General features: G+C 58.9%; 22 protein-coding genes, 2 tRNA genes and 1 pseudogene. 13 read left to right on the plus strand and 12 right to left on the minus strand.

Annotation, left to right across the window (positions count from 1 at the left end; genetic code table 11):
* Positions 1-50: 50 nt before the first annotated feature.
* Positions 51-989, plus strand: a complete 939-nt coding sequence (locus SULPSESMR1_RS06870) for a 2-hydroxyacid dehydrogenase (RefSeq protein WP_089420156.1) — start codon at positions 51-53, stop codon at positions 987-989.
* Between the two features lie 819 nt (positions 990-1,808).
* On the opposite strand, the gene SULPSESMR1_RS06875 is transcribed toward SULPSESMR1_RS06870, so the two are convergent.
* The gene (locus SULPSESMR1_RS06875) at positions 1,809-2,456 is read right to left on the minus strand and encodes a TetR/AcrR family transcriptional regulator (protein ID WP_089420157.1); all 648 of its coding nucleotides are present in this window, start codon (positions 2,454-2,456) and stop codon (positions 1,809-1,811) included.
* Positions 2,457-2,562: 106 nt separating this feature from the next.
* Here SULPSESMR1_RS06875 and SULPSESMR1_RS06880 point away from each other — a divergent pair, with 106 nt between their 5' ends.
* The 4 genes from SULPSESMR1_RS06880 to SULPSESMR1_RS06895 are packed head-to-tail and all read left to right on the plus strand — an operon-like array spanning position 2,563 to position 6,429.
* The gene (locus SULPSESMR1_RS06880; RefSeq protein WP_240311303.1) at positions 2,563-3,834 is read left to right on the plus strand and encodes a flavin-containing monooxygenase; all 1,272 of its coding nucleotides are present in this window, start codon (positions 2,563-2,565) and stop codon (positions 3,832-3,834) included.
* Positions 3,831-4,727 carry a bile acid:sodium symporter family protein gene (locus SULPSESMR1_RS06885; protein ID WP_089420159.1) on the plus strand — a complete coding sequence of 299 codons (897 nt, stop codon included), beginning with the start codon at positions 3,831-3,833 and terminating at the stop codon, positions 4,725-4,727. Before SULPSESMR1_RS06880 ends, SULPSESMR1_RS06885 begins: the two co-directional genes overlap by 4 nt.
* Positions 4,724-5,653 carry an SDR family oxidoreductase gene (locus SULPSESMR1_RS06890; RefSeq protein ID WP_089420160.1) on the plus strand — a complete coding sequence of 310 codons (930 nt, stop codon included), beginning with the start codon at positions 4,724-4,726 and terminating at the stop codon, positions 5,651-5,653. The genes SULPSESMR1_RS06885 and SULPSESMR1_RS06890 overlap by 4 nt, the downstream gene beginning before the upstream one ends.
* Complete coding sequence (locus SULPSESMR1_RS06895; RefSeq protein WP_089420161.1) at positions 5,650-6,429, plus strand: SDR family NAD(P)-dependent oxidoreductase; 780 nt, start codon at positions 5,650-5,652, stop codon at positions 6,427-6,429. Before SULPSESMR1_RS06890 ends, SULPSESMR1_RS06895 begins: the two co-directional genes overlap by 4 nt.
* A 39-nt stretch (positions 6,430-6,468) precedes the next feature.
* Here SULPSESMR1_RS06895 and SULPSESMR1_RS06900 read toward each other — a convergent pair.
* From SULPSESMR1_RS06900 to SULPSESMR1_RS06910, 3 genes and pseudogenes are all read right to left on the minus strand, one after another.
* Positions 6,469-7,007: pseudogene (locus tag SULPSESMR1_RS06900) on the minus strand (IS66 family transposase); the annotation flags it as partial.
* Positions 7,008-7,164: 157 nt separating this feature from the next.
* Positions 7,165-7,239 (minus strand) — tRNA-Asn (locus tag SULPSESMR1_RS06905).
* A gap of 81 nt (positions 7,240-7,320) precedes the next feature.
* Complete coding sequence (locus SULPSESMR1_RS06910) at positions 7,321-8,232, minus strand: MBL fold metallo-hydrolase (protein ID WP_089420162.1); 912 nt, start codon at positions 8,230-8,232, stop codon at positions 7,321-7,323.
* 45 nt (positions 8,233-8,277) lie between these two features.
* Between SULPSESMR1_RS06910 and SULPSESMR1_RS06915 the strand changes: the two genes are divergently transcribed.
* Both SULPSESMR1_RS06915 and SULPSESMR1_RS06920 read left to right on the plus strand, forming a co-directional pair.
* Positions 8,278-9,591 carry an ATP-binding protein gene (locus SULPSESMR1_RS06915; RefSeq protein WP_089420163.1) on the plus strand — a complete coding sequence of 438 codons (1,314 nt, stop codon included), beginning with the start codon at positions 8,278-8,280 and terminating at the stop codon, positions 9,589-9,591.
* Between the two features lie 13 nt (positions 9,592-9,604).
* Complete coding sequence (locus SULPSESMR1_RS06920) at positions 9,605-9,958, plus strand: VOC family protein (protein ID WP_089420164.1); 354 nt, start codon at positions 9,605-9,607, stop codon at positions 9,956-9,958.
* A 133-nt stretch (positions 9,959-10,091) separates the two neighbouring features.
* Here the strand turns inward: SULPSESMR1_RS06920 and SULPSESMR1_RS06925 are convergent.
* Positions 10,092-10,168: transfer RNA gene (locus SULPSESMR1_RS06925), tRNA-Ile, on the minus strand.
* A gap of 115 nt (positions 10,169-10,283) precedes the next feature.
* On the opposite strand from SULPSESMR1_RS06925, the gene purM reads away from it, so the two are divergent.
* The 3 genes from purM (at position 10,284) to rnd (ending at position 13,158) form a co-directional block, all read left to right on the plus strand.
* Positions 10,284-11,333 carry a phosphoribosylformylglycinamidine cyclo-ligase gene (gene purM / locus SULPSESMR1_RS06930; protein WP_089420165.1) on the plus strand — a complete coding sequence of 350 codons (1,050 nt, stop codon included), beginning with the start codon at positions 10,284-10,286 and terminating at the stop codon, positions 11,331-11,333.
* Complete coding sequence (gene purN, locus SULPSESMR1_RS06935) at positions 11,330-11,920, plus strand: phosphoribosylglycinamide formyltransferase (RefSeq protein WP_089420166.1); 591 nt, start codon at positions 11,330-11,332, stop codon at positions 11,918-11,920. Before purM ends, purN begins: the two co-directional genes overlap by 4 nt.
* A 77-nt stretch (positions 11,921-11,997) precedes the next feature.
* Positions 11,998-13,158, plus strand: a complete 1,161-nt coding sequence (gene rnd / locus SULPSESMR1_RS06940; RefSeq protein WP_089420167.1) for a ribonuclease D — start codon at positions 11,998-12,000, stop codon at positions 13,156-13,158.
* Positions 13,159-13,256: 98 nt separating this feature from the next.
* On the opposite strand, the gene SULPSESMR1_RS06945 is transcribed toward rnd, so the two are convergent.
* A complete protein-coding gene (locus SULPSESMR1_RS06945; RefSeq protein ID WP_089420168.1) occupies positions 13,257-13,778 on the minus strand; it encodes a hypothetical protein in 522 nt (173 codons plus the stop codon).
* Positions 13,779-13,904: 126 nt separating this feature from the next.
* On the opposite strand from SULPSESMR1_RS06945, the gene SULPSESMR1_RS06950 reads away from it, so the two are divergent.
* Complete coding sequence (locus SULPSESMR1_RS06950) at positions 13,905-14,312, plus strand: SufE family protein (RefSeq protein WP_089422191.1); 408 nt, start codon at positions 13,905-13,907, stop codon at positions 14,310-14,312.
* A 48-nt stretch (positions 14,313-14,360) separates the two neighbouring features.
* On the opposite strand, the gene SULPSESMR1_RS06955 is transcribed toward SULPSESMR1_RS06950, so the two are convergent.
* The gene (locus SULPSESMR1_RS06955; RefSeq protein ID WP_421086499.1) at positions 14,361-15,011 is read right to left on the minus strand and encodes a DUF1638 domain-containing protein; all 651 of its coding nucleotides are present in this window, start codon (positions 15,009-15,011) and stop codon (positions 14,361-14,363) included.
* 106 nt (positions 15,012-15,117) lie between these two features.
* On the opposite strand from SULPSESMR1_RS06955, the gene SULPSESMR1_RS06960 reads away from it, so the two are divergent.
* On the plus strand, positions 15,118-15,609 hold the full coding sequence (locus SULPSESMR1_RS06960) for a hypothetical protein (protein WP_089420169.1): 492 nt from the start codon (positions 15,118-15,120) through the stop codon (positions 15,607-15,609).
* Here SULPSESMR1_RS06960 and SULPSESMR1_RS06965 read toward each other — a convergent pair.
* From SULPSESMR1_RS06965 to SULPSESMR1_RS06975, 3 genes are all read right to left on the minus strand, one after another.
* Positions 15,590-15,937 (minus strand): YbjQ family protein, encoded by a 348-nt coding sequence (locus SULPSESMR1_RS06965; RefSeq protein ID WP_250161471.1) that lies wholly within the window; start codon positions 15,935-15,937, stop codon positions 15,590-15,592. The two genes, SULPSESMR1_RS06960 and SULPSESMR1_RS06965, sit on opposite strands and share 20 nt — an antisense overlap.
* Positions 15,918-16,133 (minus strand): hypothetical protein, encoded by a 216-nt coding sequence (locus SULPSESMR1_RS06970; protein WP_089420171.1) that lies wholly within the window; start codon positions 16,131-16,133, stop codon positions 15,918-15,920. The genes SULPSESMR1_RS06965 and SULPSESMR1_RS06970 overlap by 20 nt, the downstream gene beginning before the upstream one ends.
* 96 nt (positions 16,134-16,229) lie before the next feature.
* Positions 16,230-16,922 carry a corrinoid protein gene (locus SULPSESMR1_RS06975; RefSeq protein WP_089420172.1) on the minus strand — a complete coding sequence of 231 codons (693 nt, stop codon included), beginning with the start codon at positions 16,920-16,922 and terminating at the stop codon, positions 16,230-16,232.
* A gap of 202 nt (positions 16,923-17,124) precedes the next feature.
* Here SULPSESMR1_RS06975 and SULPSESMR1_RS06980 point away from each other — a divergent pair, with 202 nt between their 5' ends.
* Positions 17,125-18,201 carry a PA0069 family radical SAM protein gene (locus tag SULPSESMR1_RS06980; RefSeq protein ID WP_089422193.1) on the plus strand — a complete coding sequence of 359 codons (1,077 nt, stop codon included), beginning with the start codon at positions 17,125-17,127 and terminating at the stop codon, positions 18,199-18,201.
* Between the two features lie 4 nt (positions 18,202-18,205).
* Here the strand turns inward: SULPSESMR1_RS06980 and bmt are convergent, their stop codons facing one another.
* Positions 18,206-19,225 carry a betaine--homocysteine S-methyltransferase gene (gene bmt / locus SULPSESMR1_RS06985; protein WP_089420173.1) on the minus strand — a complete coding sequence of 340 codons (1,020 nt, stop codon included), beginning with the start codon at positions 19,223-19,225 and terminating at the stop codon, positions 18,206-18,208.
* Positions 19,226-19,477: 252 nt separating this feature from the next.
* Complete coding sequence (locus tag SULPSESMR1_RS06990; protein ID WP_089422194.1) at positions 19,478-19,798, minus strand: DUF1476 domain-containing protein; 321 nt, start codon at positions 19,796-19,798, stop codon at positions 19,478-19,480.
* Positions 19,799-19,883 lie beyond the last annotated feature (85 nt).

The following is a 19,883-nucleotide window of genomic DNA, read 5'->3' on the forward strand; positions in this document are numbered from 1 at the left end:
AATTGTCGCGACACGTTGGTATACCAAATTACACCTCAGGAGTTGCCACCATGTCTGCCATCCTTGCCGTCGGGCCCTATACCGAAGCCGAGCGCGAAGCGTTCAAAGCGGAACTGCAACCGACATTTATCGGCACCCGCGCCGAACTGGACGCGCTGGACGATACCGCCTGTGCTGCGGTCAGGGCGATTGCCTATAAGGGGCACCGGCCCTTTGGTGCCGAGGAAATGGACCGGTTCGCGAACCTTGGCGTGGTTGCGAATTTTGGTGTGGGATACGACGCGATCGACGTCGGTGCCGCGTCCGAGCGCGGGATCAAGGTGACCAACACGCCCGACGTGCTGAACGACGATGTGGCCGATCTGGCGATTGCCATGTGGCTGATGCAGGCCCGCGAAATGCGACAGGCCGAGGCATGGGTGCGCGACGGATCGTGGGCCGAAAAGGGATCGGCGCCCCTGAACCGCAAGGTCAGCGGCGGCACTGTGGGCATCATGGGCATGGGCCGTATCGGCCGCGACATCGCTGACCGTCTGGCGGCGTTCAAGACCGAAGTCCACTATCACGCGCGGTCGGAAAAAGACACGCCGGGCTGGACCTATCATGCCGATCCGGTGGCACTGGCGCAGGCCGTGGATTATCTGTTCATTGCCTTGGTCGGCGGCCCCGAGACCGAGAAATATGTGTCGAAAGAGGTGATCGCGGCGCTGGGTGAACGCGGTGTTATCATCAACATTTCACGCGGCACCACCATCGACGAAGAGGCGATGCTGGACGCGCTGGAAAGCGGTGCAATCGCCGGTGCCGGTCTGGATGTGTTCGTGGGAGAGCCGAAGGTGAACCCGCGTTTTCTGAAGCTGGACAACGTGGTGCTGCAACCGCATCAGGGGTCGGCCACGCATGAAACCCGCGCGGCAATGGCCAAGCTGCAGCGCGACAATGTGGCGGCGCATCTGGCGGGGAATGACCTGCTGACGCCGGTGAATTGAAGCCAGGATATATGAGGCGGGGGCGGGATGGACCTGCCCTCGGAGGGATACGGGGCGGGCGTTGGTTCGCCACGCGGTGAATGGCAGAATTGAAGGCTAGGGTGACAGATGCTGCGCGGCGTACGAAAGTCTGTTCTTAATATCCGAGCGAGAGCGTCAGCCGGATAGTTACGGAACAAGCTATGAAGAGCATCGTGGAAAAAGTTCTGGCCACTAAGGTCCGGTCTGGGGCTGAAATTGGCGTTGATGTGTTGAAAGACACAAAGAATAGCCATCTCATTTTTTGAAGTTCCAGTCGGAATATCGCCAAGAAAAGAGTTCAACGGACTAACAACAGCAAGCGATCCACCAAATGCACGCAAAGGCGGGGCGTCCGAATATGGTTGTTCGATAACAACGCCTGATGGTGTGGTCTATCACTCTCTACAAACGCATCTGGACGTTGCTGGCTGGAAAAAAGACATAGAGTTCGGTGCAAGTCAGAAGTACATTTCTCCCGGCAAAGTTAAACGGCGAAGTTTATCGTCGATGGGTTTCGGAGTTACCTACTTTCAGAATGTGATATTGAGTTTTTCTAACGCCGTATGATGACGCCAAGCGTGATCAGAGCCCGTGATTTCTGTCTGCTCTCTAAGTGCAGCCGCCTTGGTGTTTATATCGTGAATGCCAGTTCCGTCCCGCCCTGCCACTCTTCAAACAGAAATACCACACGATGCACAACCGCAATGTGAAAGCTGTCTTTCGCAGCGGCATGGGGATCAATAAAAATCTTGTTCCGCCATGTTGAAAGACGACGCAGAGATCTTGATTGTGCCAGCTTCAGCTCTCAAATCCAGCAGCGCAAAAGCGAACAAGGTGGTCGAACTGAACATCCTCTGTCGATCTTCTCGCGCCCAAGGCGCAGATACGATCTCTGGAAGTCAGCAGTGCAAGCATGGCTGAGACGGAAAAAACAAACCCTTCGGCCACCTGTTGTTTGGACATATGCGGCAGCCTTGCGTGGATTTCCCCGATGAAAACGGTTGCGGTCGGGTCAAAATATTGCGCTGAAATTTCCCGCCAGCGGTCATCCACCGACACGAACGCAATCAGGCGTGCATAATTGCGCCAACGTCCTTCTTCTGCAGACAGCGCGAAAAAGGGCCGCATGAAGGCATCCAGAACGCGTTCCAGGGTCGGGACACCTGTGCGCTTTGCCTGTTCGAGCGCCTCCAGACGCGCGCGCGACAAGGCTTCTGCGCGGCGTGCCACGGTCTGGTGAAATAGGGCCTCTTTTCCGCCACCGTGATGGTGGATCGTGCCGATCGGCTCGCCAGCCTCGGTCGCGATATCGCGGATCGTTGCCCCATCGAATCCGCGGTTGGCAAATACCGACTCCGCCGCGTCAAGAACACGCTCGCGTGTCGCAAGAGACCGCTTGGAAGGCGCTCTTTTTCTTTTGGTGTCAGTACCTTGGTTTCCTTTCATTATTTGATGTTGCCTTATTTAGAACATTTGTTCAATTTAAAAAGTAATATGGGAGGAATTTATGACAGGCGCACATGAACGGTTCGCCCTGATCGGGGCGGGACCAATGGGCTTGGCGGCTGCAAAGCTACTGTCTCAGAATGGCATAGAATTTCAGGGCTTCGAGCTGCATTCCGGGGTAGGCGGGCTGTGGGACATCGACGGTCCTCTGTCGACGATGTACGAGTCTGCTCATCTGATCTCATCCAAGAAAATGACCGAATTCGCGGACTTCCCGATGCGGGAAGAAGCCGCCGAATACCCTTCGCACCGGGAAATGAAGCGCTACTTTGAAGCGTTCGCCGAGAAATTTGACCTGAACCGACATTTCCGGTTTGAAGCCAAAGTTCTGTCCTGCGAGCCACTTGGCGGACCGGGTGAGGGGTGGTGTGTGACATGGCGCGACGAACAAGGCGAGCACGCAGAGGAGTTTTCCGGCGTGCTGATTGCAAATGGCACGCTTAGCACACCAAACATGCCCGTATTCAAGGGTGCGTTCAGCGGGGAACTGATCCATTCATCTCAATACAGGTCCGCCAGCCAGTTCGATGGAAAGCGCGTGCTGGTGATTGGCGCAGGGAACTCTGGCTGTGACATTGCGGTGGACGCGATCCATCACGGAGTGTCATGCGATTTGTCGATGCGGCGGGGATATTATTTTGTGCCAAAATACGTCTTTGGCAAACCCGCCGACACGATGGGCGGGGTTATAAAACTGCCCATGACAATCAAGCGGAAGGTGGATGGAGCAATTCTGAAATGGTTCGTCGGAGATCCACAAAAGTACGGCTTTCCCAAGCCGGATTATAAGCTTTACGAAAGCCACCCGGTGGTGAATTCTCTGGTGCTGTACCATGCGGGGCACGGAGATTTGACGGTCCGACCCGATATCGACCAATTTGACGGCAACACTGTGCATTTCAAGGATGGCAGCAGCGCGGACTACGATATCATACTTGCTGCAACGGGGTATAAACTCGACTATCCTTTTATCGAAAATGCGCTTCTTAACTGGCAAGGCGACGCGCCACATCTCTACCTTAACTGCATGCATCCGGAGCGCGATGATATCTTCGTGCTGGGGATGGTCGAGGCTTCGGGGCTTGGTTGGCAGGGGCGACACGAACAGGCCGAGATGGTTGTGCGCTATATCAAGGGGCTGCGGCAAGGGTCCAACGCTGCGAAAGCGCTGCAAAAAACCAAGGCGAGTGGCTTTGAGCGTGCAACCGGTGGCATGAACTATATCAAGCTGCCGCGCATGGCCTATTACGTTGACAAAGCCACATACCGCAAAGCGGTGACCCAGTGGACCAGAAAGCTGACCGGTGGCCGGTCATGATTGACGAAGCCGTTGTCGAGTTCTCTGCCGGATCGTTGATGTTGCTTAACGGTATTCTGGCGGTGGTGATGTTCTCGATCGCCATTGATCTTAGACCGAGCGACTTTCGGGCTTTTGCCAAGGCGCCCAAGCCATTGGTGGTCGGGTTGCTTTCACAATTCCTGCTATTGCCTTTCCTGACGTATCTGTTGGTGATCGTGGTGCAACCGCAGGCATCCGTCGCGCTGGGGCTTATTCTGGTGGCGGCCTGTCCGGGCGGGAATATATCAAATTTCATCACTTACCGGGCGGGAGGGAACGCGGCGTTGTCGGTGTCGATGACGGCTTTTTCCACCGTCGGAGCCATCTTGCTGACCCCTGCGAACATCGCATTCTGGGGGAGCCTTTATGCACCGTCTGCCGGTCTGTTGCGCACCACGGCAATAGATCCGGTGAGCATCGCGATCACGGTTGGCCTTATGCTTATCCTGCCTTTGGTCCTTGGGGTGACGTTGAACACCAGACATCCCAACCTGACCGCACGGTTGCGTAGGCCGTTACAGTGGATTTCGATGGTAATATTCGTAGGCTTTGTTGTGCTGGCTCTTGCTGCGAACTGGCCCACCTTCGTGGCTTTCGCCGGAGGCATCGCCGGATTGGTGATAGCCCATAATGCGATCGGGCTTGGCGGTGGCTATGCATTTGCAACCCTTGCGCGGTTGACCCCCTTCAATCGCAGGGCTGTTACCATCGAAACCGGTATTCAAAATTCCGGACTTGGACTGGTTTTGATCTTTGGCTTTTTCGGGGGGCTGGGCGGAATGGCGATCGTCGCGGCATTCTGGGGCATCTGGCATGCAATTTCAGGACTGGTGCTTGCCTGGATCATGTCCCGCACCGAGGCGCGGCGATGACCCGTATCCTGATCACTGGTGGGGCAGGCATGGTTGGGCACGCTTTGGTCAAGGCCTTGGCCTGCGAGGATGTCGTTGTTACCGACCTTGCCAGTACGAATGTGCCCAAGGGCATGAAATTCCGGCGCATGGATGTGACAGGCAGCGACCCCGACACCGTAATCGGAGAGGAACAGCCCGACGTGGTTGTCCATCTTGCCTCCATCGTGACCCCGCCGTCCGGGATGACACGCGAACAGGCTTTTGCCGTCGATGTTACCGGCACGCGCAACGTTCTGGCGGCCTGTCTGGCGCATGGGGTCAAGCGTTTGGTCGTCACCAGTTCCGGCGCCGCCTATGGCTATCACCCCGACAACCCTGTTCCGATAACAGAAGACACTCCCTGCCGTGGCAACCCGGAATTTGCCTATGCCGATCACAAGCGTCAGGTCGAAGAGATGCTGGCGGATGCCCGGCGGGACCATCCGGATCTTGCCCAAGTCATCCTTCGTGTCGGGACCGTACTTGGGCCGGGTACCGACAACCAGATCACCGCTCTTTTCCGTCGCAAAAGGTTGCTGGCGATCAGGAACAGCGACAGCCCATTCGTTTTCATCTGGACCCAAGACCTTGCCCGTATCGTGGAACGTGCCGCGACCACGGGCCCTGCCGGTATCTACAACGTGGCAGGCGATGGCTGGTTGTCGGTCGATGACCTTGCAAAGGCACTTGGCAAGCCGGTTCTGCGCCTTCCGGCTTGGGCACTGAAAGCGGCGCTGGCGGTCGCGCATCCGCTTGGGTTGTCACGGTATGGACCGGAACAGGTCCGGTTTCTGCAGTATCGGCCCGTTCTCGATAATGATCGCCTGAAGCATGTGTTCGGATATAGCCCCGAACTGACCTCCGCCGAGGTATTCGATCTGTGGAAAGACGGGGCGGGACTATGAAGACCGCTGTCATATCTGGCGGAAACGGCGGGTTAGGGCGGGCGCTGGCCGCCGGGTTGGAAGATCGGGGCTGGCACTGTGTTTTGATGGACATCGACATTAGCGGGCTGGATGCATCGGAAAGCTGTACGCCAATCGCCGTTGACCTGACTGACATTCAGGCTTTGGATCAGGCAGCGTCGCAGATTATTGCTGCGCGGCCTTCGATCGACATGGTGATCTATAACGCTGGCGTGTCCCAGATTAGCACTTTTGCGAACGCTGACATCACAAGCCATCGCCGGATTTTTGAAATCAACTATTTCGCCGCAGTTTCTATGGCGGGCGCATTTTTGAAGCCAATCCGTGATAGCAGGGGAACACACCTTGCCATCTCTTCTGTCGCCGGTTTTGCACCCTTGCATGGTCGCACTGCCTATGCGGCGTCAAAACACGCTATGCAGGGCTTTTTCTCATCACTCCGCTCGGAGGAGCGTGCGTATGGCGTGCGCTGCCTCATCGCGGCGCCCAGTTTTGTGGCAACGAATATCGGCAATGCCAACAGCACAGATGGCAAGATTGTGCGTCCCGGTTCGGCGGCGGACGGGATCGATTATATGTCACCGGAAACAGCCGCCAAAGTGATCCTGAAAGGCGCTGAAACGGGGCGGGAGTTTATACCGGTTGGCCGCGTTTCGCGGCTTGCTTCGTTGATTATGCGCGCCTCGCCGAGGCTCTATCAACGCCTGATGCAGCGCAAGATTGTGATGGATGATCCAAAACAAGATAAACATTAGCTGGGTGGCACCGAGTGTTCAGCTTGACGGGCCGAAGTTTCACGGCTGCAGATCGTCGATGCAGCTTTCGGGTGGTAGGCGGCAATGGCTTGCCGTTTGGTCTTTGGGTAGGCGAAGGGTTTGACGCCGTTGATCTTGCAGGTTTCGATCAGCGAGGCGATGCGACCCCAAACGATACCGCCTTCGTCATGGCCTGCAAAAAGAGTGTTCTTGCGATTGGTGGGATCAGGTTTTCGATCCTGGTCGCTGTCAGTCTCGACACGGCCGTCAGTCGGAAGGGTCTGCAGCCCATTCCAGTGACTATGGATGCAGGTCAGCTTTTCTCTCAGCCGGGATTTATTGGAGATATTGCGTCTTTCGACCTGCAACCAATCGCCGAAGGCCGCCACCAGCGGTGCGCTGCGGGTCGGCACCCACAGGTAGCCCGTTTTGGCCTTGTCGCGGACCGTTTCCAACACCGGAGCAGATGTTTCATCCATGAACAGATTTCCAGATTGCTTCAGATAGTCGGCTAACCGGTCCACCACAGGCCCCAGGTGGAACGCGGCTTCGCCCGCCCAGTACTGCTGGGTTCTTCGTCGCTATTGTCTAACCCGACGAAAAACCAAAGCCATCAGGTGCTGGATGAATTTCATGGATGCTGATGTCGGGGCTTTCGTCGGTCATCGTAAAACAACCTCGTTCCCCAAAAGAAAAAGGGCCTAGCGCTGCTCTGCGCTAAGCCCTTGAATTAATTGGCTCCGACGGTAGGGATCGAACCTACGACCAATTGATTAACAGTCAACTGCTCTACCGCTGAGCTACGTCGGAACGGTTCGCGCCGTATAGCAACAGTGATTTCAGCCGTCCAGAGGGTTTTACTGAAAAAATCAACTTTTCCGGACTGCGCTATCAAAGCGCTTTGAATGCGGCGTTGGCGGACAGCCGGCCCAGTGGTGCTGCGCGATCTTTTCCGGTCAGATCCACAAGATGTGCCAACACGTTGCGGGTGGCGGCCCCCAGCAGGGCGGGCGGGGTTTCGGTATAGATTGCGGCGGCCAGATCTGCGGCGGTGGCAGGGCCTTGGGCCAGATGGGACAGGATCGACGCCTCGCGGCTCAGCCGATGGGTAACCAGCCAGTCCAGACGCGCAGCGGGGTCGGTCACAGGCGCGCCGTGGCCGGGATAGAACACACGCCAGGCGCGCGCTTGCAGCCGCGCGCAGGACGCCATGAAGTCGGTCAGATCACCATCAGGGGGCGAGACCAGCGACGAGGCCCAGCCCATCACGTGATCGGCTGTCAGACAAAGGTCACCCCATGCCAGACACAGGTGGTTGCCGATGTGACCGGGCGTGTGGATCGCTTCCAGCTCCCAGCCGTCGCCGTCGATCACTGTGCCGTCAGGCACCACCACATCCGCTGTGAACGTCGTGTCGATGCCTTCGCCGCCGCCCACCAGATCATCCTTGGCCAGTTCGGCCATCACAGCACTGCGCCCTGCATCGGGATCACCAAAAGCCAGCACCGGCGCGCCGGTGCGCTGCGCCAGCGGGCGGGCAAGGGGCGAGTGGTCCAGATGGGTGTGGGTGACGATGATGTGCGTGATGCTTTGATCGGGGCCAACAGCATCCAGAATCGCCTGCAAATGCGCCTCGTCCTCGGGGCCGGGGTCAATCACCGCCAAACTGCGCGTGCCCACAAGATAGGTATTGGTGCCGCGATAGGTCATCGGTGAGGGATTGGGCGCCACGATCCGGCGCAATCCGGGTTCCAGCGTCTCGGCTACGCCGATTACAGGATCAAAATCATCGGGTGGCATCATGGCTGGGCTCTTCTATCCGCTTCGGTTCACCGCTAGGGTTTAGACATGTCCTTTGAATGGCTCAAACACTATATGCCCCGCAGCCTTTATGGCCGTGCCGCGCTGATCCTGCTTTTGCCGGTGGTTTTCGTGCAAATTGTCGTGTCGGTTCTGTTCACCCAGCGCCATTTCGAAGGGGTCACCGCGCAGATGACCAATGCCGCCGGACGCGAGATTGAACTGGTGCTGGACACCGTGGCCGACGCGCCATCTCGTGCGTTGATCAGCCAGACGGTGCAGGCGCATGTGCCCCAGCTTGAGATTTACGCAATAGCCGTCGACACGGCACCCGCGCAGGACAGCTGGGACTGGCAGGACCTGTCGGGTGGTTTTGTCGTTGCGCGGTTGCGCGAACGTGTGCCGGGTGCGGTGGCGGTTGATCTGACCAACGACAAGCGGGTTCATGTTTATGTGCAGATGGACACCGGTCTGGTACGTCTGGATTTCGACCGGCGTCGCGTTTCTGCGGCAAATCCGCACCAGCTATTTGTAAACATGATATTTTTCAGCGTCCTGATAACCATCATCGCGTTGATCTATCTGCGCAACCAATTGCGCCCGATCAAACGTCTGGCCAGCGCCTCCGAGGCCTTTGGCCGTGGGCGACATGTGCCCTATACACCCGCCGGTGCCACCGAGGTGCGCGCAGCAGGCGCGGCATTTGTCGACATGCGCAACCGGATCGAACGGCAGATCGAAACGCGCACTTTGATGCTGTCGGGTGTCAGCCATGACTTGCGCACGCCCCTGACGCGGATGCGGTTGTCGCTGTCGATGCTGGATGACGAGGACCGCGAGGCACTGGAACAGGACGTGGACCAGATGCAAAGTATGATCGACGAATTCCTGAACTTTGCCAAAGGCGCACAGGAAGGTGAGCCCGAAAAGATCGACCCGCTGGCGCTGATACGCGACATTGTGGACGACCAACAAAGGGCAGGGCGGCCCGTCACACTGGTGACGGCCACGGGCGAGGGCACCATCAACCTGCGCCCTGTCGCCATGCGCCGCGCCGTCGAAAACCTGATCAACAACGCAGTGCGCTATGGGGCCAAGGTCGAGGTCAGCGTGGTTCTGACCGAAAAATCCCTGCGCTTTCGTGTCGAGGACGACGGCCCTGGTATCCCCGAAGACCGCCGCGCCGATGCGCAGCGCCCGTTCACGCGGCTGGACCCTGCGCGCAATCAGGATAAGGGCGGCGGCGTGGGCCTTGGCCTTGCCATCGCCACCGACATCGCCCGCGCCCACGGCGGCGTGCTGCGCCTGGGCAACAGCGAACGTCTGGGCGGGTTGCAGGCGGATATTGTAATCGCACGCTAGGAGGCGGCAAGCCATGACAGTCAAACGTATCGTAACAAACATCGCTGCGCAGTCGGTGGACGAAATCCGCGCGTTCTATGCCGAACTGTTCGACCTGACAGTGGTGATGGATCACGGCTGGATTGTCACTCTGGCCTCTGACGAATTTGCACAGACCCAGATCGGCATCGCCAGCGAAGGCGGGTCGGGCACTGCGGTTCCCGATATCTCGGTCGAGGTGGATGACGTCGATTCTGTTTATGCGCGCGCCAAACGTCTTGGGCACCCCATCGAATACGACCTGATTGACGAACCGTGGGGTGTGCGCCGGTTTTATCTGCGCGATCCGGCGGGGAAACTGGTTAACGTACTGTCCCACCCGCGCTGAGGCGCGTCGGGTTTTGGTGCGGTTCTGACTGACAAAACGAGTCGGCAGGCCGCAGGCATACCTCCGCACAGGGTTGCGTTTCACGCCAACCACCGCGGCCAATCACTCATAACGTATTGAAATATCTTGATTTTGGTAGGCCCGGCAGGACTTGAACCCGCAACCAAAGCGTTATGAGCGCTCTGCTCTAACCAATTGAGCTACAGGCCCGCCTGCGCGTTTGGGTATGTCGCCGCGCGCGCTTCGTCAAGAGAGAGCGTTGCACGCGCGCGCGGGATGTTCTAACCCCACGTCCAAAGTGTCGCATTTGCCAAGGACCACTGCCATGACCGAGCCGAAGAACGGGATCACCTATGCCGAAGCCGGCGTGGACATCGACGCAGGCAATGCGCTTGTCGAACGGATCAAACCCGCCGCCAAAAGCACGCAACGTTCCGGCGTGATGTCGGGACTGGGCGGCTTTGGCGGCCTGTTCGACCTCAAGGCGGCGGGCTTCACCGATCCGGTTCTGGTCGCGGCAACCGACGGTGTGGGCACCAAGTTGCGCATTGCCATCGACACCGGCAACGTGGACGGTGTGGGTATTGATCTGGTCGCCATGTGTGTCAACGATCTGGTCTGCCAAGGGGCCGAGCCTCTGTTTTTCCTTGATTATTTTGCCACGGGCAAGCTGGAGCTGGATCAGGCTGCGCGCATCATCGAAGGCATCGCCGCTGGTTGCAAGGATTCGGGCTGTGCGCTGATCGGCGGCGAGACCGCAGAAATGCCGGGCATGTATCCGGCGGGTGATTTCGACCTTGCCGGTTTCTCGGTAGGGGCGATGGAACGGGGCCACGAACTGCCCGCAGGCATCGCCGAGGGGCAGGTGCTGCTGGGCCTTACGTCGGCGGGTGTACATTCCAACGGCTTTTCGCTGGTGCGCAAGATTGTCGAACTGTCCGGTCTCGGCTGGGACGATGCCTGCCCGTGGGACGAGGGCACGCTGGGCGCTGCGCTGCTGATGCCCACGCGGCTATATGTTACATCGGTGCTTGAGGCGATCCGCGCGGGCGGTGTGCGCGGTCTGGCGCATATCACCGGCGGTGGTCTGACCGAAAACCTGCCGCGCGTTCTGCCCGAGGGGCTGGGTTGCGAAGTGAACCTTGACGCATGGGCACTGCCTCCAGTGTTTCGCTGGCTTGTCGACAATGGCGGCATGGAGCAGGCCGAACTGCTGAAAACCTTTAACGCGGGCATCGGCATGGTCGTTGTGGTAGATGCAGATGCGGTCGAAACGCTGGTGCCGCTGCTTGAGGCTGCTGGCGAAACCGTCTTTACGCTGGGCCATGTGGTGGCAGGTAAAGGCGAAGTGACATACTCTGGATCGCTGGTGTGACGCAGCGCGTCGCGATTTTTGTCTCGGGTGGCGGATCGAACATGCGCGCACTGGTCGAGGACATGACCGGCGACCACCCCGCACGCCCCGTGGTTGTGGTGTCGAACAATGAAAATGCCGGCGGCATCGCTTGGGCCAGCGCACAGGGGATCGCCACCGAAGTTGTGGATCACCGCCCCTACGGCGAAGACCGTGCAGCCTTTGAGGGCGCATTGGATGCCGCACTGGCCAAACACACACCCGACATCATCTGTCTGGCAGGTTTTATGCGTGTTCTGACAGCCGGTTTCGTCAGCCCGTGGCAGGGCAGGATGCTGAACATCCACCCCTCGTTGCTGCCCAAGTATCGCGGTCTGCGCACCCACCGCCGCGCGATCGAGGCAGGTGATACCACGCATGGCTGCACGGTGCATCTGGTCACGCCGGAACTGGACGACGGCCCCGTTCTGGGTCAGGCGACCGTGCCGATCCTGACCGGTGACACGCCCGATGCGCTGGCAGCGCGGGTGCTGGAACAGGAACACCGTCTCTATCCCGCGGTGTTGCGCCGGTTTGCATCCGGTGACACCGCGCGGCTCGATCTTTGACTTCTCTGGTCTTGCCCTGGCCTTTGGTGTAGTCAATCAAAACCCGCGCAGTCCGGACATAAGGTTAAGACCCAACGATGAGAACACTGACGACGACCGAAGAGCTTGCTGCCTATTGTGAAGAGGCCGCAAAACATCCTTATGTGACTGTCGATACCGAATTCCTGCGAGAACGCACCTATTATTCGAAACTGTGTCTGGTTCAACTGGCGATGCCCGGTACCGATGACGAGGGCGCGGTCCTGCTGGACCCGCTGGTCGAAGGCCTGTCGCTTGAACCGCTCTACGCGCTGTTTCGTGACACCTCGGTCGTCAAGGTTTTTCACGCCGCCCGTCAGGATCTCGAGATTTTCTTTGTCGATGCAGGCGTGTTTCCGACGCCGCTGTTCGACACACAAGTCGCCGCAATGGTCTGTGGTTTTGGCGAACAGGTGGGCTATGAAACCCTCGTACGCAAGATTGCAAAAGCACCGCTGGACAAAACCTCACGGTTCACCGACTGGTCGCGCCGCCCGCTGACTGACGCACAGAAAACCTATGCGCTGGCCGACGTGACGCACCTGCGCCAGATCTACGAATTCCTCGCTGCGCGTCTGGAAGAAACCGGACGCAGCGCATGGGTCGAGGAAGAGCTGAAAATTCTGCTGTCACCCGAAACCTATACGGTCGCACCCGATCAGGCGTGGAAGCGGGTAAAAACCCGCACCAACAGTGCGCGGTTCCTTGGCATCGTGCGTGAACTGGCCGCCTTCCGCGAAATCTATGCCCAAGAGCGCAACATCCCGCGCAACCGCGTCTATAAAGACGACGCGCTGGTTGAACTGGCCAGCAACAAACCGCAAAATCTCGAGGAACTGAACCGCGCCCGCCTGCTGCTGCGCGAAGCGCGGCGGGGCGAGATTGCAGATGGTATCCTTGAGGCTGTCAAACGCGGCGTGGACACCGATGCGTCCAAACTGCCGAAACCGGATAACAGCCGCGAAAAGCTACAAGTGAACCCGGCGTTGGCTGATCTTCTGCGTGTCTTGCTGAAGGCGAAAACCGAAAGCGCGGGTGTCGCGGCCAAGCTGATCGCACCGGCCGCCGATCTGGATGCCATTGCCGCAGGTCTGCGCGACGTGCAGGCACTGTCCGGTTGGCGCAAAGAGGTCTTTGGCAAGGACGCCCTGCGTCTGTGCGACGGCAAAATTGCCCTTGCGGCCAAAGGTCAGACGGTACGCGTTGTCGAACTGGACTGATGCCGCGCGGGCGCAGGCTGGTCAACTCTGTTTCTTTGGCTTGAAAATATCCCGGGGGAGCCCGAAGGGCGGGGGCAGAGCCCCCGTTACACCGACACCTAGCGTTGTGACGTCCGCGCGTTGCGCGCACCCACTACGCGAATGGTTTTGACTCCGCGCAACTGTTGGTCGGTCACCGCATGGGCTGCCGTCACGGTGCGCGTTAACTCGGACCCGCCAGCGCGGGCTTTTTCGGGCAGACGCCCTTCCAGCCGGTAGGACAACACGCCATCCACGGCTTCGTCGTCTTCGTTTTCGGGCGTCAGCTTTACCTCGTACAGGCCCTGAACCGGTGCCACACCAGAGGCACGAATGATTGCCCCCCCAGGTACCCGTTCAATCACCAGATCGGACACGGTGTCGATGGGTTCGCCCTTATAAACCACACGTTCGGCACGGTTGCGCTGGAACAGCCCCACGCCACCGGTTGGAATCAGCGGGTTGGTGCTGGCCTCGGGCGCGACCGCCTCGGATCGCGAGTTGCCAAACCAGTTGAACGGATTGACGCGGCTGTCGCGCACAATGGCACAGCCTCCAAGGGCCATGGATGAGATCAGAAGGGCGGAAAGTGTAAGACGCATATCAGTTTGCCTGTTGTTTGGCTTGTGTTAGCCCATCGGGGCTGCGTTGAAAAGCATCATGCGCGGGGGGTGGACCTTTGGCCAGAGGCGTCTTACCTCCCTGAGGCAACCAGAGAGGTGTTTTTCATGGCTCAAGCCGCCTTTGAAGAAATTGTAGAAGATTTCGAGTTTCTCGAGGATTGGGAAGATCGCTATCGCTATGTCATCGAACAAGGCAAGGCGATGGACCCGCTGGACGACGCGCTGAAGGTGCCAGCCACCAAGGTGGACGGCTGTGCCAGTCAGGTCTGGCTGCACCCGCAGATCGACGACGGTGTGTTCCGTTTTGACGGTGAAAGCGACGCGATGATCGTGCGCGGTCTGATCGCGGTGCTGCGCAAGCTGTACAATGACATGCCCGTCAGCGCGGTTCTGGGCGTTGACGCGCGCGCCGAATTGGAGCGTTTGGGGCTGAACGATCATTTGTCCGCGCAGCGCTCGAACGGGTTGCGTGCGATGATCGAACGGATTCGCGCGGTCGCCGCTGCGGCTTAGGCGGGGGCCAGCCCCCGGACCCCCGGGATATTTCGGGCCAAAAGAAATTCAGAGTTTTGCCAAATGTGTGGCGAGGTCTCCGTAGCCTGTAAAACGACGCTCGAATGCAAGACCAAGGCGATCGGCGGCGGCGCGCGCTTTTTCGGTCAGGGCCGGATCGTCGGTTTGTGCCTGATAGACCAGTTTTTCATAATTGGCGAAATACATATCGCGCAGTTGTGGATGGCGGTCGAGCCCCATCGGTTTGATTATGAAGGCCTCGAACTGGCGAACCAGAAAGTCGGTCAGATAGAAGGTTGTGATTTCACTTTCACTGTGTCGCGCAAAGCGTTCGTTTCCTTCGAAAAAACTGTAGCAGTGTGGACCTTTGACCATCTCGACGCCCATCTCGGCGCAGGCGGCCTGAAGCTGGCCGCCGGTGCCGCAGTCGGCGTAGACCACAAAGATGCTGTCGTAATTCTGGCGATGCTTGGCGACGCTTTCGCGCACGGCTGCGGTGATCTTGTCAGGGTAAAGATGGTATTTGGCGGGTAGGCACGTCAGGTCCAGATGGGTCCAGCCGTTGGCGTCTTTCAGGTCCAGAATTTCGCGCGCCAGCGCACCGCAGGCGATCAACAGGATGGATCCCGCGCCTTTGGCCCGCAGACCGGATTCGGTCAACTGGTCGAGGTCCGGCAGGGGTCGGGCGCGTTCTGTCACAATTCTAACCAATGCGTGTGGGCCATGTCGGTGTCATTGCACTGTGGCACAGATGCCTCTTATCTGCATGGGACAGATACGACATTTCACACAAGGATGGGACGAAATGACTATTTACACACAAAAAGCGGGAGTGAACACGGCAACGCTGGGGCTGATGTTCATTTCGGGATGTTTCGCCACGATGGCCTTTGACCTGTGGGGGCAGGTGGTCAGCCCCGGATTGGGCTTTGCCAACCTGTCGCCGCACGGACTGGCCAAAAGCCTGTTTGGTGCACTGGGACTGCCCAATGGCGATTTTGCGGGTTATTTCATGCATTTCTATCTGGTCGGATTGATTGGCTATCCGGTGGGGTGGTTGTTTGTGTTCAAACCCCTGTGGGACCGTGTGATTGGTACCGATGTGCATTGGCTTGTACCTGCAACGCTCTATGGCTTTGGTCTGTGGGTCTTTGCCATTGGTGGAATCACCGCGATTGCGGGGTTGCCGTTTTTCCTGAACTTCACGGGCATCACATGGGTCGCGCTGGTGGGGCATGTTCTGTATGGCATCGTCATGGTGGCCGTGATGGTCTGGCTCAGTCGCTCAAAGGTTTAAGCCGCACCGCCGTGCCATAGGCGAGGATTTCGGATGCGCCGCGCGTGATGGTCGACGTCTGGATTCGCACCGCCACAACGGCGTCCGCCCCTTGGGCGCGGGCGTCTTCGATCATCCGGTCCAGTGCTTGTTCACGTGCCCCGGCCAGCAGCGACGAATACCCTGTCAACTCGCCCCCCACCAATTGTTTGAGCGCGGCAACAATATCGGTGCCCACATGTTTGGCCCGCACCGTGGCACCGCGTACGATGCCCAATGTCTCGGCGATCTGGTGCTGGGCGATGTTTTCCGAGGTCGAGATCAACATATCAGTGGTCCATTCCGTCATAATGGTCTTCGGTCTTGTTGCCGACGCGTTCGCGGATAAGGCGGACCAGCACATAGGCCAGCAGGGCAACGGGAATCAGCGCAAGCGCCACAGAGGGCACGGTGACCGTCGCCAGCAGCAGAACGGACAGCCAGATGGTCGCAGCGGCGGCGGCGATCACGCAAACGATGATCAGGACAATACGGTCAAGTGGCATGGTCACTCCTCTTTGATCCTAATCTGGGGTGTCGGCACGCAAAATAAAAGCCCCGCCGGTAAGGGCGGGGCTGGGATGCAGGTCAAGATACCGACCTCAGGCCTGATTGTGTTTGCGGCCCATGAAATCCTTGGCTGTTTCCACCGCAACGGCGGCGTCGCGGCAATAAGCGTCGGCGCCGATAGCTTTGCTGAACTCTTCGTTCAGTGGCGCGCCGCCCACCAGAACAATGTAATCCTCGCGTTTGCCCTGTTCGACCAGCGTATCGATCACCACCTTCATATAAGGCATTGTTGTGGTCAGCAGGGCCGACATGCCCAAAATGTCCGGACCTTCGTTTTCCAACGCTTCGAGATAGGCTTCGACCGGATTGTTGATGCCCAGATCGACCACTTCGAAGCCTGCACCTTCCATCATCATGCCGACGAGGTTCTTGCCGATGTCATGGATGTCGCCCTTGACCGTGCCGATCACCATCTTGCCGACGCGCGGTGCGCCGGTTTCTGCGAGCAGCGGTTTGAGGATAAACATACCACCCTTCATGGCATTGGCTGCCAGCAGCACTTCGGGTACGAACAGGATGCCATCACGGAAGTCGGCACCGACGATGGTCATGCCGCCCACCAGCGCTTTGGTCAGGATGTCGTAAGGTTCCCAACCGCGTTCCAGCAGGATTTGAACAGCCTCTTCGATCTCTTCTTTGAGACCGTCATAAAGGTCGTCGAACATCTGTTGAACCAGTTCTTCGTCGTCCAGTTCCGACAGGATGATTTCGTCTTCGTCTGACATGGGGGATCCTTTATTTCCAGTCCGCGGCCCGCCGCAATTTTACTTCTTTTGACAGAAAGCCAATGGGGGACTGGCAAAATTACGACATGCGCGGCGCGATGTGCGACTTAGCGGTTGTGAAATCACCGAAAGTGGCGGGCAGGGCGGCGGATCGGAGCTTTTGCACTGGCACAATGTTCTTCAAATGTTCTATAATGAAGCCATGTCACATCACACCTATGCCATGCGGGCCATCGGGCGCGGGTCGTCCAGCAACGATGTCAGCCGCTTTGACCGTCTCAGCCGGACCGAAGAAGACGATGGTTGGGACGCGGGCGAACCGCTTGCGCCCCTGCGCACCGAAGTCAGCCTTGAGGTGCCGCGACGCATCATCACGTACAACAAATCTCCCGATCTGCCCTTTGACCGGTCGATTAACGCCTATCGCGGCTGCGAACATGGCTGTGTCTATTGTTTTGCACGCCCCAGCCATGCTTATCTGGGGTTGTCACCGGGGCTGGACTTTGAAACGCGGCTGGTGGCGCGGCCCGATGCGTCGCAGGTGTTGCAGCGCGAACTGGCAGCAAAACGGTACAGGGTTGCGCCGATTGCAATGGGGACGAACACCGATCCTTACCAGCCGATCGAAAAAGATCACGGCATCACGCGGGCCTGTTTGCAGGTGCTGTCGGATACGGGCCATCCTGTGGCCATCGTGACCAAAGGTACATTGATCGAACGCGATATCGACATTCTGTCGGATATGGCGCAACGCGGGCTGGCGCGTGTGGGCATTTCGGTAACCACGCTGGACGCTAAGCTGTCGCGCCTGATGGAGCCGCGGGTGCCCGCGCCAAAGCGGCGGATCGAGATTATCCGGCGGCTGGCGCAGGCGGGGATTCCGGTGCGGGTCATGGCCTCGCCGATGATCCCTGCGCTGACCGATCCCGAACTTGAGGCGATACTGACCGCTGGCAGGGACGCAGGTGCGCGCACGGCCAGCTGGATCATGTTGCGGCTGCCGCGTGAGGTGTCGCCGCTGGTACAGGAGTGGCTGGCGCAACATTATCCCGACCGCGCGGGGCGGATTATGGCGCGGCTGCGCGAAATGCACGGCGGGGCCGACTACGACGCACGCTGGGGCCAGCGGATGCGGGGCAGCGGCCCATATGCCGAAATGGTGGCGCAGCGATTCAATGTGGCGGTAAAGCGGTTGGGGCTGAAGACAGCAGGGTCGCCGATGCGCTGCGATCTGTTTCGGCCCCCGGTGTTGCCGGGGGCGCAGATGTCGTTGTTCTAGTGGCTTATGTCCGGTTGCGGCGGTTGCGGCTGCGGCGCTGGGGCGCGTCGGACTGGTCGCCGGTGCCGTCGTTTTCGGACGAAAACGCACCCAGTTTGGCCACAATCTCTTCCAGCAGGGGGGCATCGCCCTTGGGCCGCGTGTCCAGCGCATCACGCATTGCGCGGAGGTGCTCGGGCATAGTGCCACAACAGCCACCGATGATCCGTGCGCCGCAGTTGCGGGCCATCACAGCATAATCGGCCATCAGTTCGGGCGTGCCGTCATAGTGGATGTGGCCTTCGTGGTATTTGGGGATTCCTGCGTTGCCTTTGGCGATAATCGGGCGGGTTGGCCCTGCGGCGACAAAGCCCAGAATGGTGCGCAGCAAATCGGACGATCCGGTGCCGCAATTCGCGCCAAAAGCCATCGGCGCGTTTTCCAGATCCTGCACCAGTTCAACCATGCCTTCGCTGGTCAGGCCCATCATCGTGCGCCCTGCGGTGTCAAAGCTCATAGTGCCACACCAGTCGAGACCGGCCAGTGCAAAACCTTCGGCGGCGGCGCGATATTCTTCGGGGGCTGAAATGGTTTCCAGCCAGCCTACGTCGGCGCCGCCCGCCTTAAGACCATCCGCAGTTTCGTGGAACATCTCGACGGCGGCAGCATGGCTAAGGGTGCCCACGGGTTCCATGATTTCGCCTGTCGGGCCGACCGAGCCTGCCACGACAACGGGGCGGCCTGCAGTGTCAGCCACTTCGCGGGCGATCTCGGCTGAGATACGCGACAGGGCGTGGGCGCGTTTGGCGGCACCGTGCAGCTTCAACCGCGAAGCGTTGGCACCAAACGAGTTGGTCAGAAAAATGTCAGAACCGGCATCAACCGCGCCGCGATACAGCTTGGTAATGCGGTCGGGGTGTTCCTCGTTCCACATTTCGGGCGCGTCACCGGACATCAGCCCCATGTTGAACAGGTTGGTGCCCGTGGCGCCATCGGCCAGCAGGGTATCGTGTGTTTCCAGCAGCTTGCTTAGCAAATTTGTCATCTTTCGGGCCTTCCTCGCGCGCGCGTGATCGCTCTATTTGTCACGAAGTATGGCGCGAGGCTACCTCAAAATATTCATCAACACCATGAACCCGCGCCGCGAGGCGCGCGGAAGGCGATGGCCCCCTGACGGAAAGGATATGCCAACAGGAGTGCGCAAGACCTGAACGGCAGACAAGAAAACGGCGCGCAGCGGGGGCTGCGCGCCGGGTATGTCGCACGGGTTTGATTAAAACCCCATTATACTTAGCAATTATTTCTTCACTTCGATCATGATCTGCGCCTTGGCCTCGGCCATCAGCTGGATCATCTTGGTGCGTACGGTGACCTCGTCGGCCTTGTCGCCCAGATCGCCCGACACCTTGCGGTAAACATCTTCGTCGCCCGCCTCTTCAAAGTCGGATTTCACAACTTCGACCGCATAGGCATTGGCCTCGTCGCCGGTTTTGCCCAGCAGCTCAGCCGCCCAAAGACCCAGCAACTTGTTGCGGCGGGCTTCTGCCTTGAACTGCATTTCCGCGTCATGCGCGTATTTCGCTTCAAAAGCTCTCTCGCGGTCGTCAAATGTGCTCATGGCCTGTCCTTTGGAATTGGCTACTGTCATCATCGAATATGCTGTGTGTGTGTTGGCCATACAAGACCCCAGTTGGCGGCAGATT

The sequence above is a fragment of the Pseudosulfitobacter pseudonitzschiae genome, from assembly GCF_002222635.1.
Classification (GTDB): domain Bacteria; phylum Pseudomonadota; class Alphaproteobacteria; order Rhodobacterales; family Rhodobacteraceae; genus Pseudosulfitobacter; species Pseudosulfitobacter pseudonitzschiae_A.

What these genes read in the sequence shown, in the direction of transcription:
- SULPSESMR1_RS06980 (WP_089422193.1), top strand. Translation starts at nt 17,125, where the DNA reads ATGTCACATCACACCTATGCCATGCGGGCCATCGGGCGCGGGTCGTCC.
- purM (WP_089420165.1), top strand. Translation starts at nt 10,284, where the DNA reads ATGACCGAGCCGAAGAACGGGATCACCTATGCCGAAGCCGGCGTGGAC.
- SULPSESMR1_RS06965 (WP_250161471.1), bottom strand. Translation starts at nt 15,937, where the DNA reads ATGACGGAATGGACCACTGATATGTTGATCTCGACCTCGGAAAACATC.
- SULPSESMR1_RS06910 (WP_089420162.1), bottom strand. Translation starts at nt 8,232, where the DNA reads ATGATGCCACCCGATGATTTTGATCCTGTAATCGGCGTAGCCGAGACG.
- SULPSESMR1_RS06945 (WP_089420168.1), bottom strand. Translation starts at nt 13,778, where the DNA reads ATGCGTCTTACACTTTCCGCCCTTCTGATCTCATCCATGGCCCTTGGA.
- SULPSESMR1_RS06920 (WP_089420164.1), top strand. Translation starts at nt 9,605, where the DNA reads ATGACAGTCAAACGTATCGTAACAAACATCGCTGCGCAGTCGGTGGAC.
- SULPSESMR1_RS06950 (WP_089422191.1), top strand. Translation starts at nt 13,905, where the DNA reads ATGGCTCAAGCCGCCTTTGAAGAAATTGTAGAAGATTTCGAGTTTCTC.
- SULPSESMR1_RS06880 (WP_240311303.1), top strand. Translation starts at nt 2,563, where the DNA reads ATGGGCTTGGCGGCTGCAAAGCTACTGTCTCAGAATGGCATAGAATTT.
- rnd (WP_089420167.1), top strand. Translation starts at nt 11,998, where the DNA reads ATGAGAACACTGACGACGACCGAAGAGCTTGCTGCCTATTGTGAAGAG.
- SULPSESMR1_RS06885 (WP_089420159.1), top strand. Translation starts at nt 3,831, where the DNA reads ATGATTGACGAAGCCGTTGTCGAGTTCTCTGCCGGATCGTTGATGTTG.
- SULPSESMR1_RS06890 (WP_089420160.1), top strand. Translation starts at nt 4,724, where the DNA reads ATGACCCGTATCCTGATCACTGGTGGGGCAGGCATGGTTGGGCACGCT.
- SULPSESMR1_RS06970 (WP_089420171.1), bottom strand. Translation starts at nt 16,133, where the DNA reads ATGCCACTTGACCGTATTGTCCTGATCATCGTTTGCGTGATCGCCGCC.
- SULPSESMR1_RS06870 (WP_089420156.1), top strand. Translation starts at nt 51, where the DNA reads ATGTCTGCCATCCTTGCCGTCGGGCCCTATACCGAAGCCGAGCGCGAA.
- SULPSESMR1_RS06875 (WP_089420157.1), bottom strand. Translation starts at nt 2,456, where the DNA reads ATGAAAGGAAACCAAGGTACTGACACCAAAAGAAAAAGAGCGCCTTCC.
- SULPSESMR1_RS06895 (WP_089420161.1), top strand. Translation starts at nt 5,650, where the DNA reads ATGAAGACCGCTGTCATATCTGGCGGAAACGGCGGGTTAGGGCGGGCG.
- bmt (WP_089420173.1), bottom strand. Translation starts at nt 19,225, where the DNA reads ATGACAAATTTGCTAAGCAAGCTGCTGGAAACACACGATACCCTGCTG.
- SULPSESMR1_RS06915 (WP_089420163.1), top strand. Translation starts at nt 8,278, where the DNA reads ATGTCCTTTGAATGGCTCAAACACTATATGCCCCGCAGCCTTTATGGC.
- SULPSESMR1_RS06960 (WP_089420169.1), top strand. Translation starts at nt 15,118, where the DNA reads ATGACTATTTACACACAAAAAGCGGGAGTGAACACGGCAACGCTGGGG.
- SULPSESMR1_RS06990 (WP_089422194.1), bottom strand. Translation starts at nt 19,798, where the DNA reads ATGAGCACATTTGACGACCGCGAGAGAGCTTTTGAAGCGAAATACGCG.
- SULPSESMR1_RS06975 (WP_089420172.1), bottom strand. Translation starts at nt 16,922, where the DNA reads ATGTCAGACGAAGACGAAATCATCCTGTCGGAACTGGACGACGAAGAA.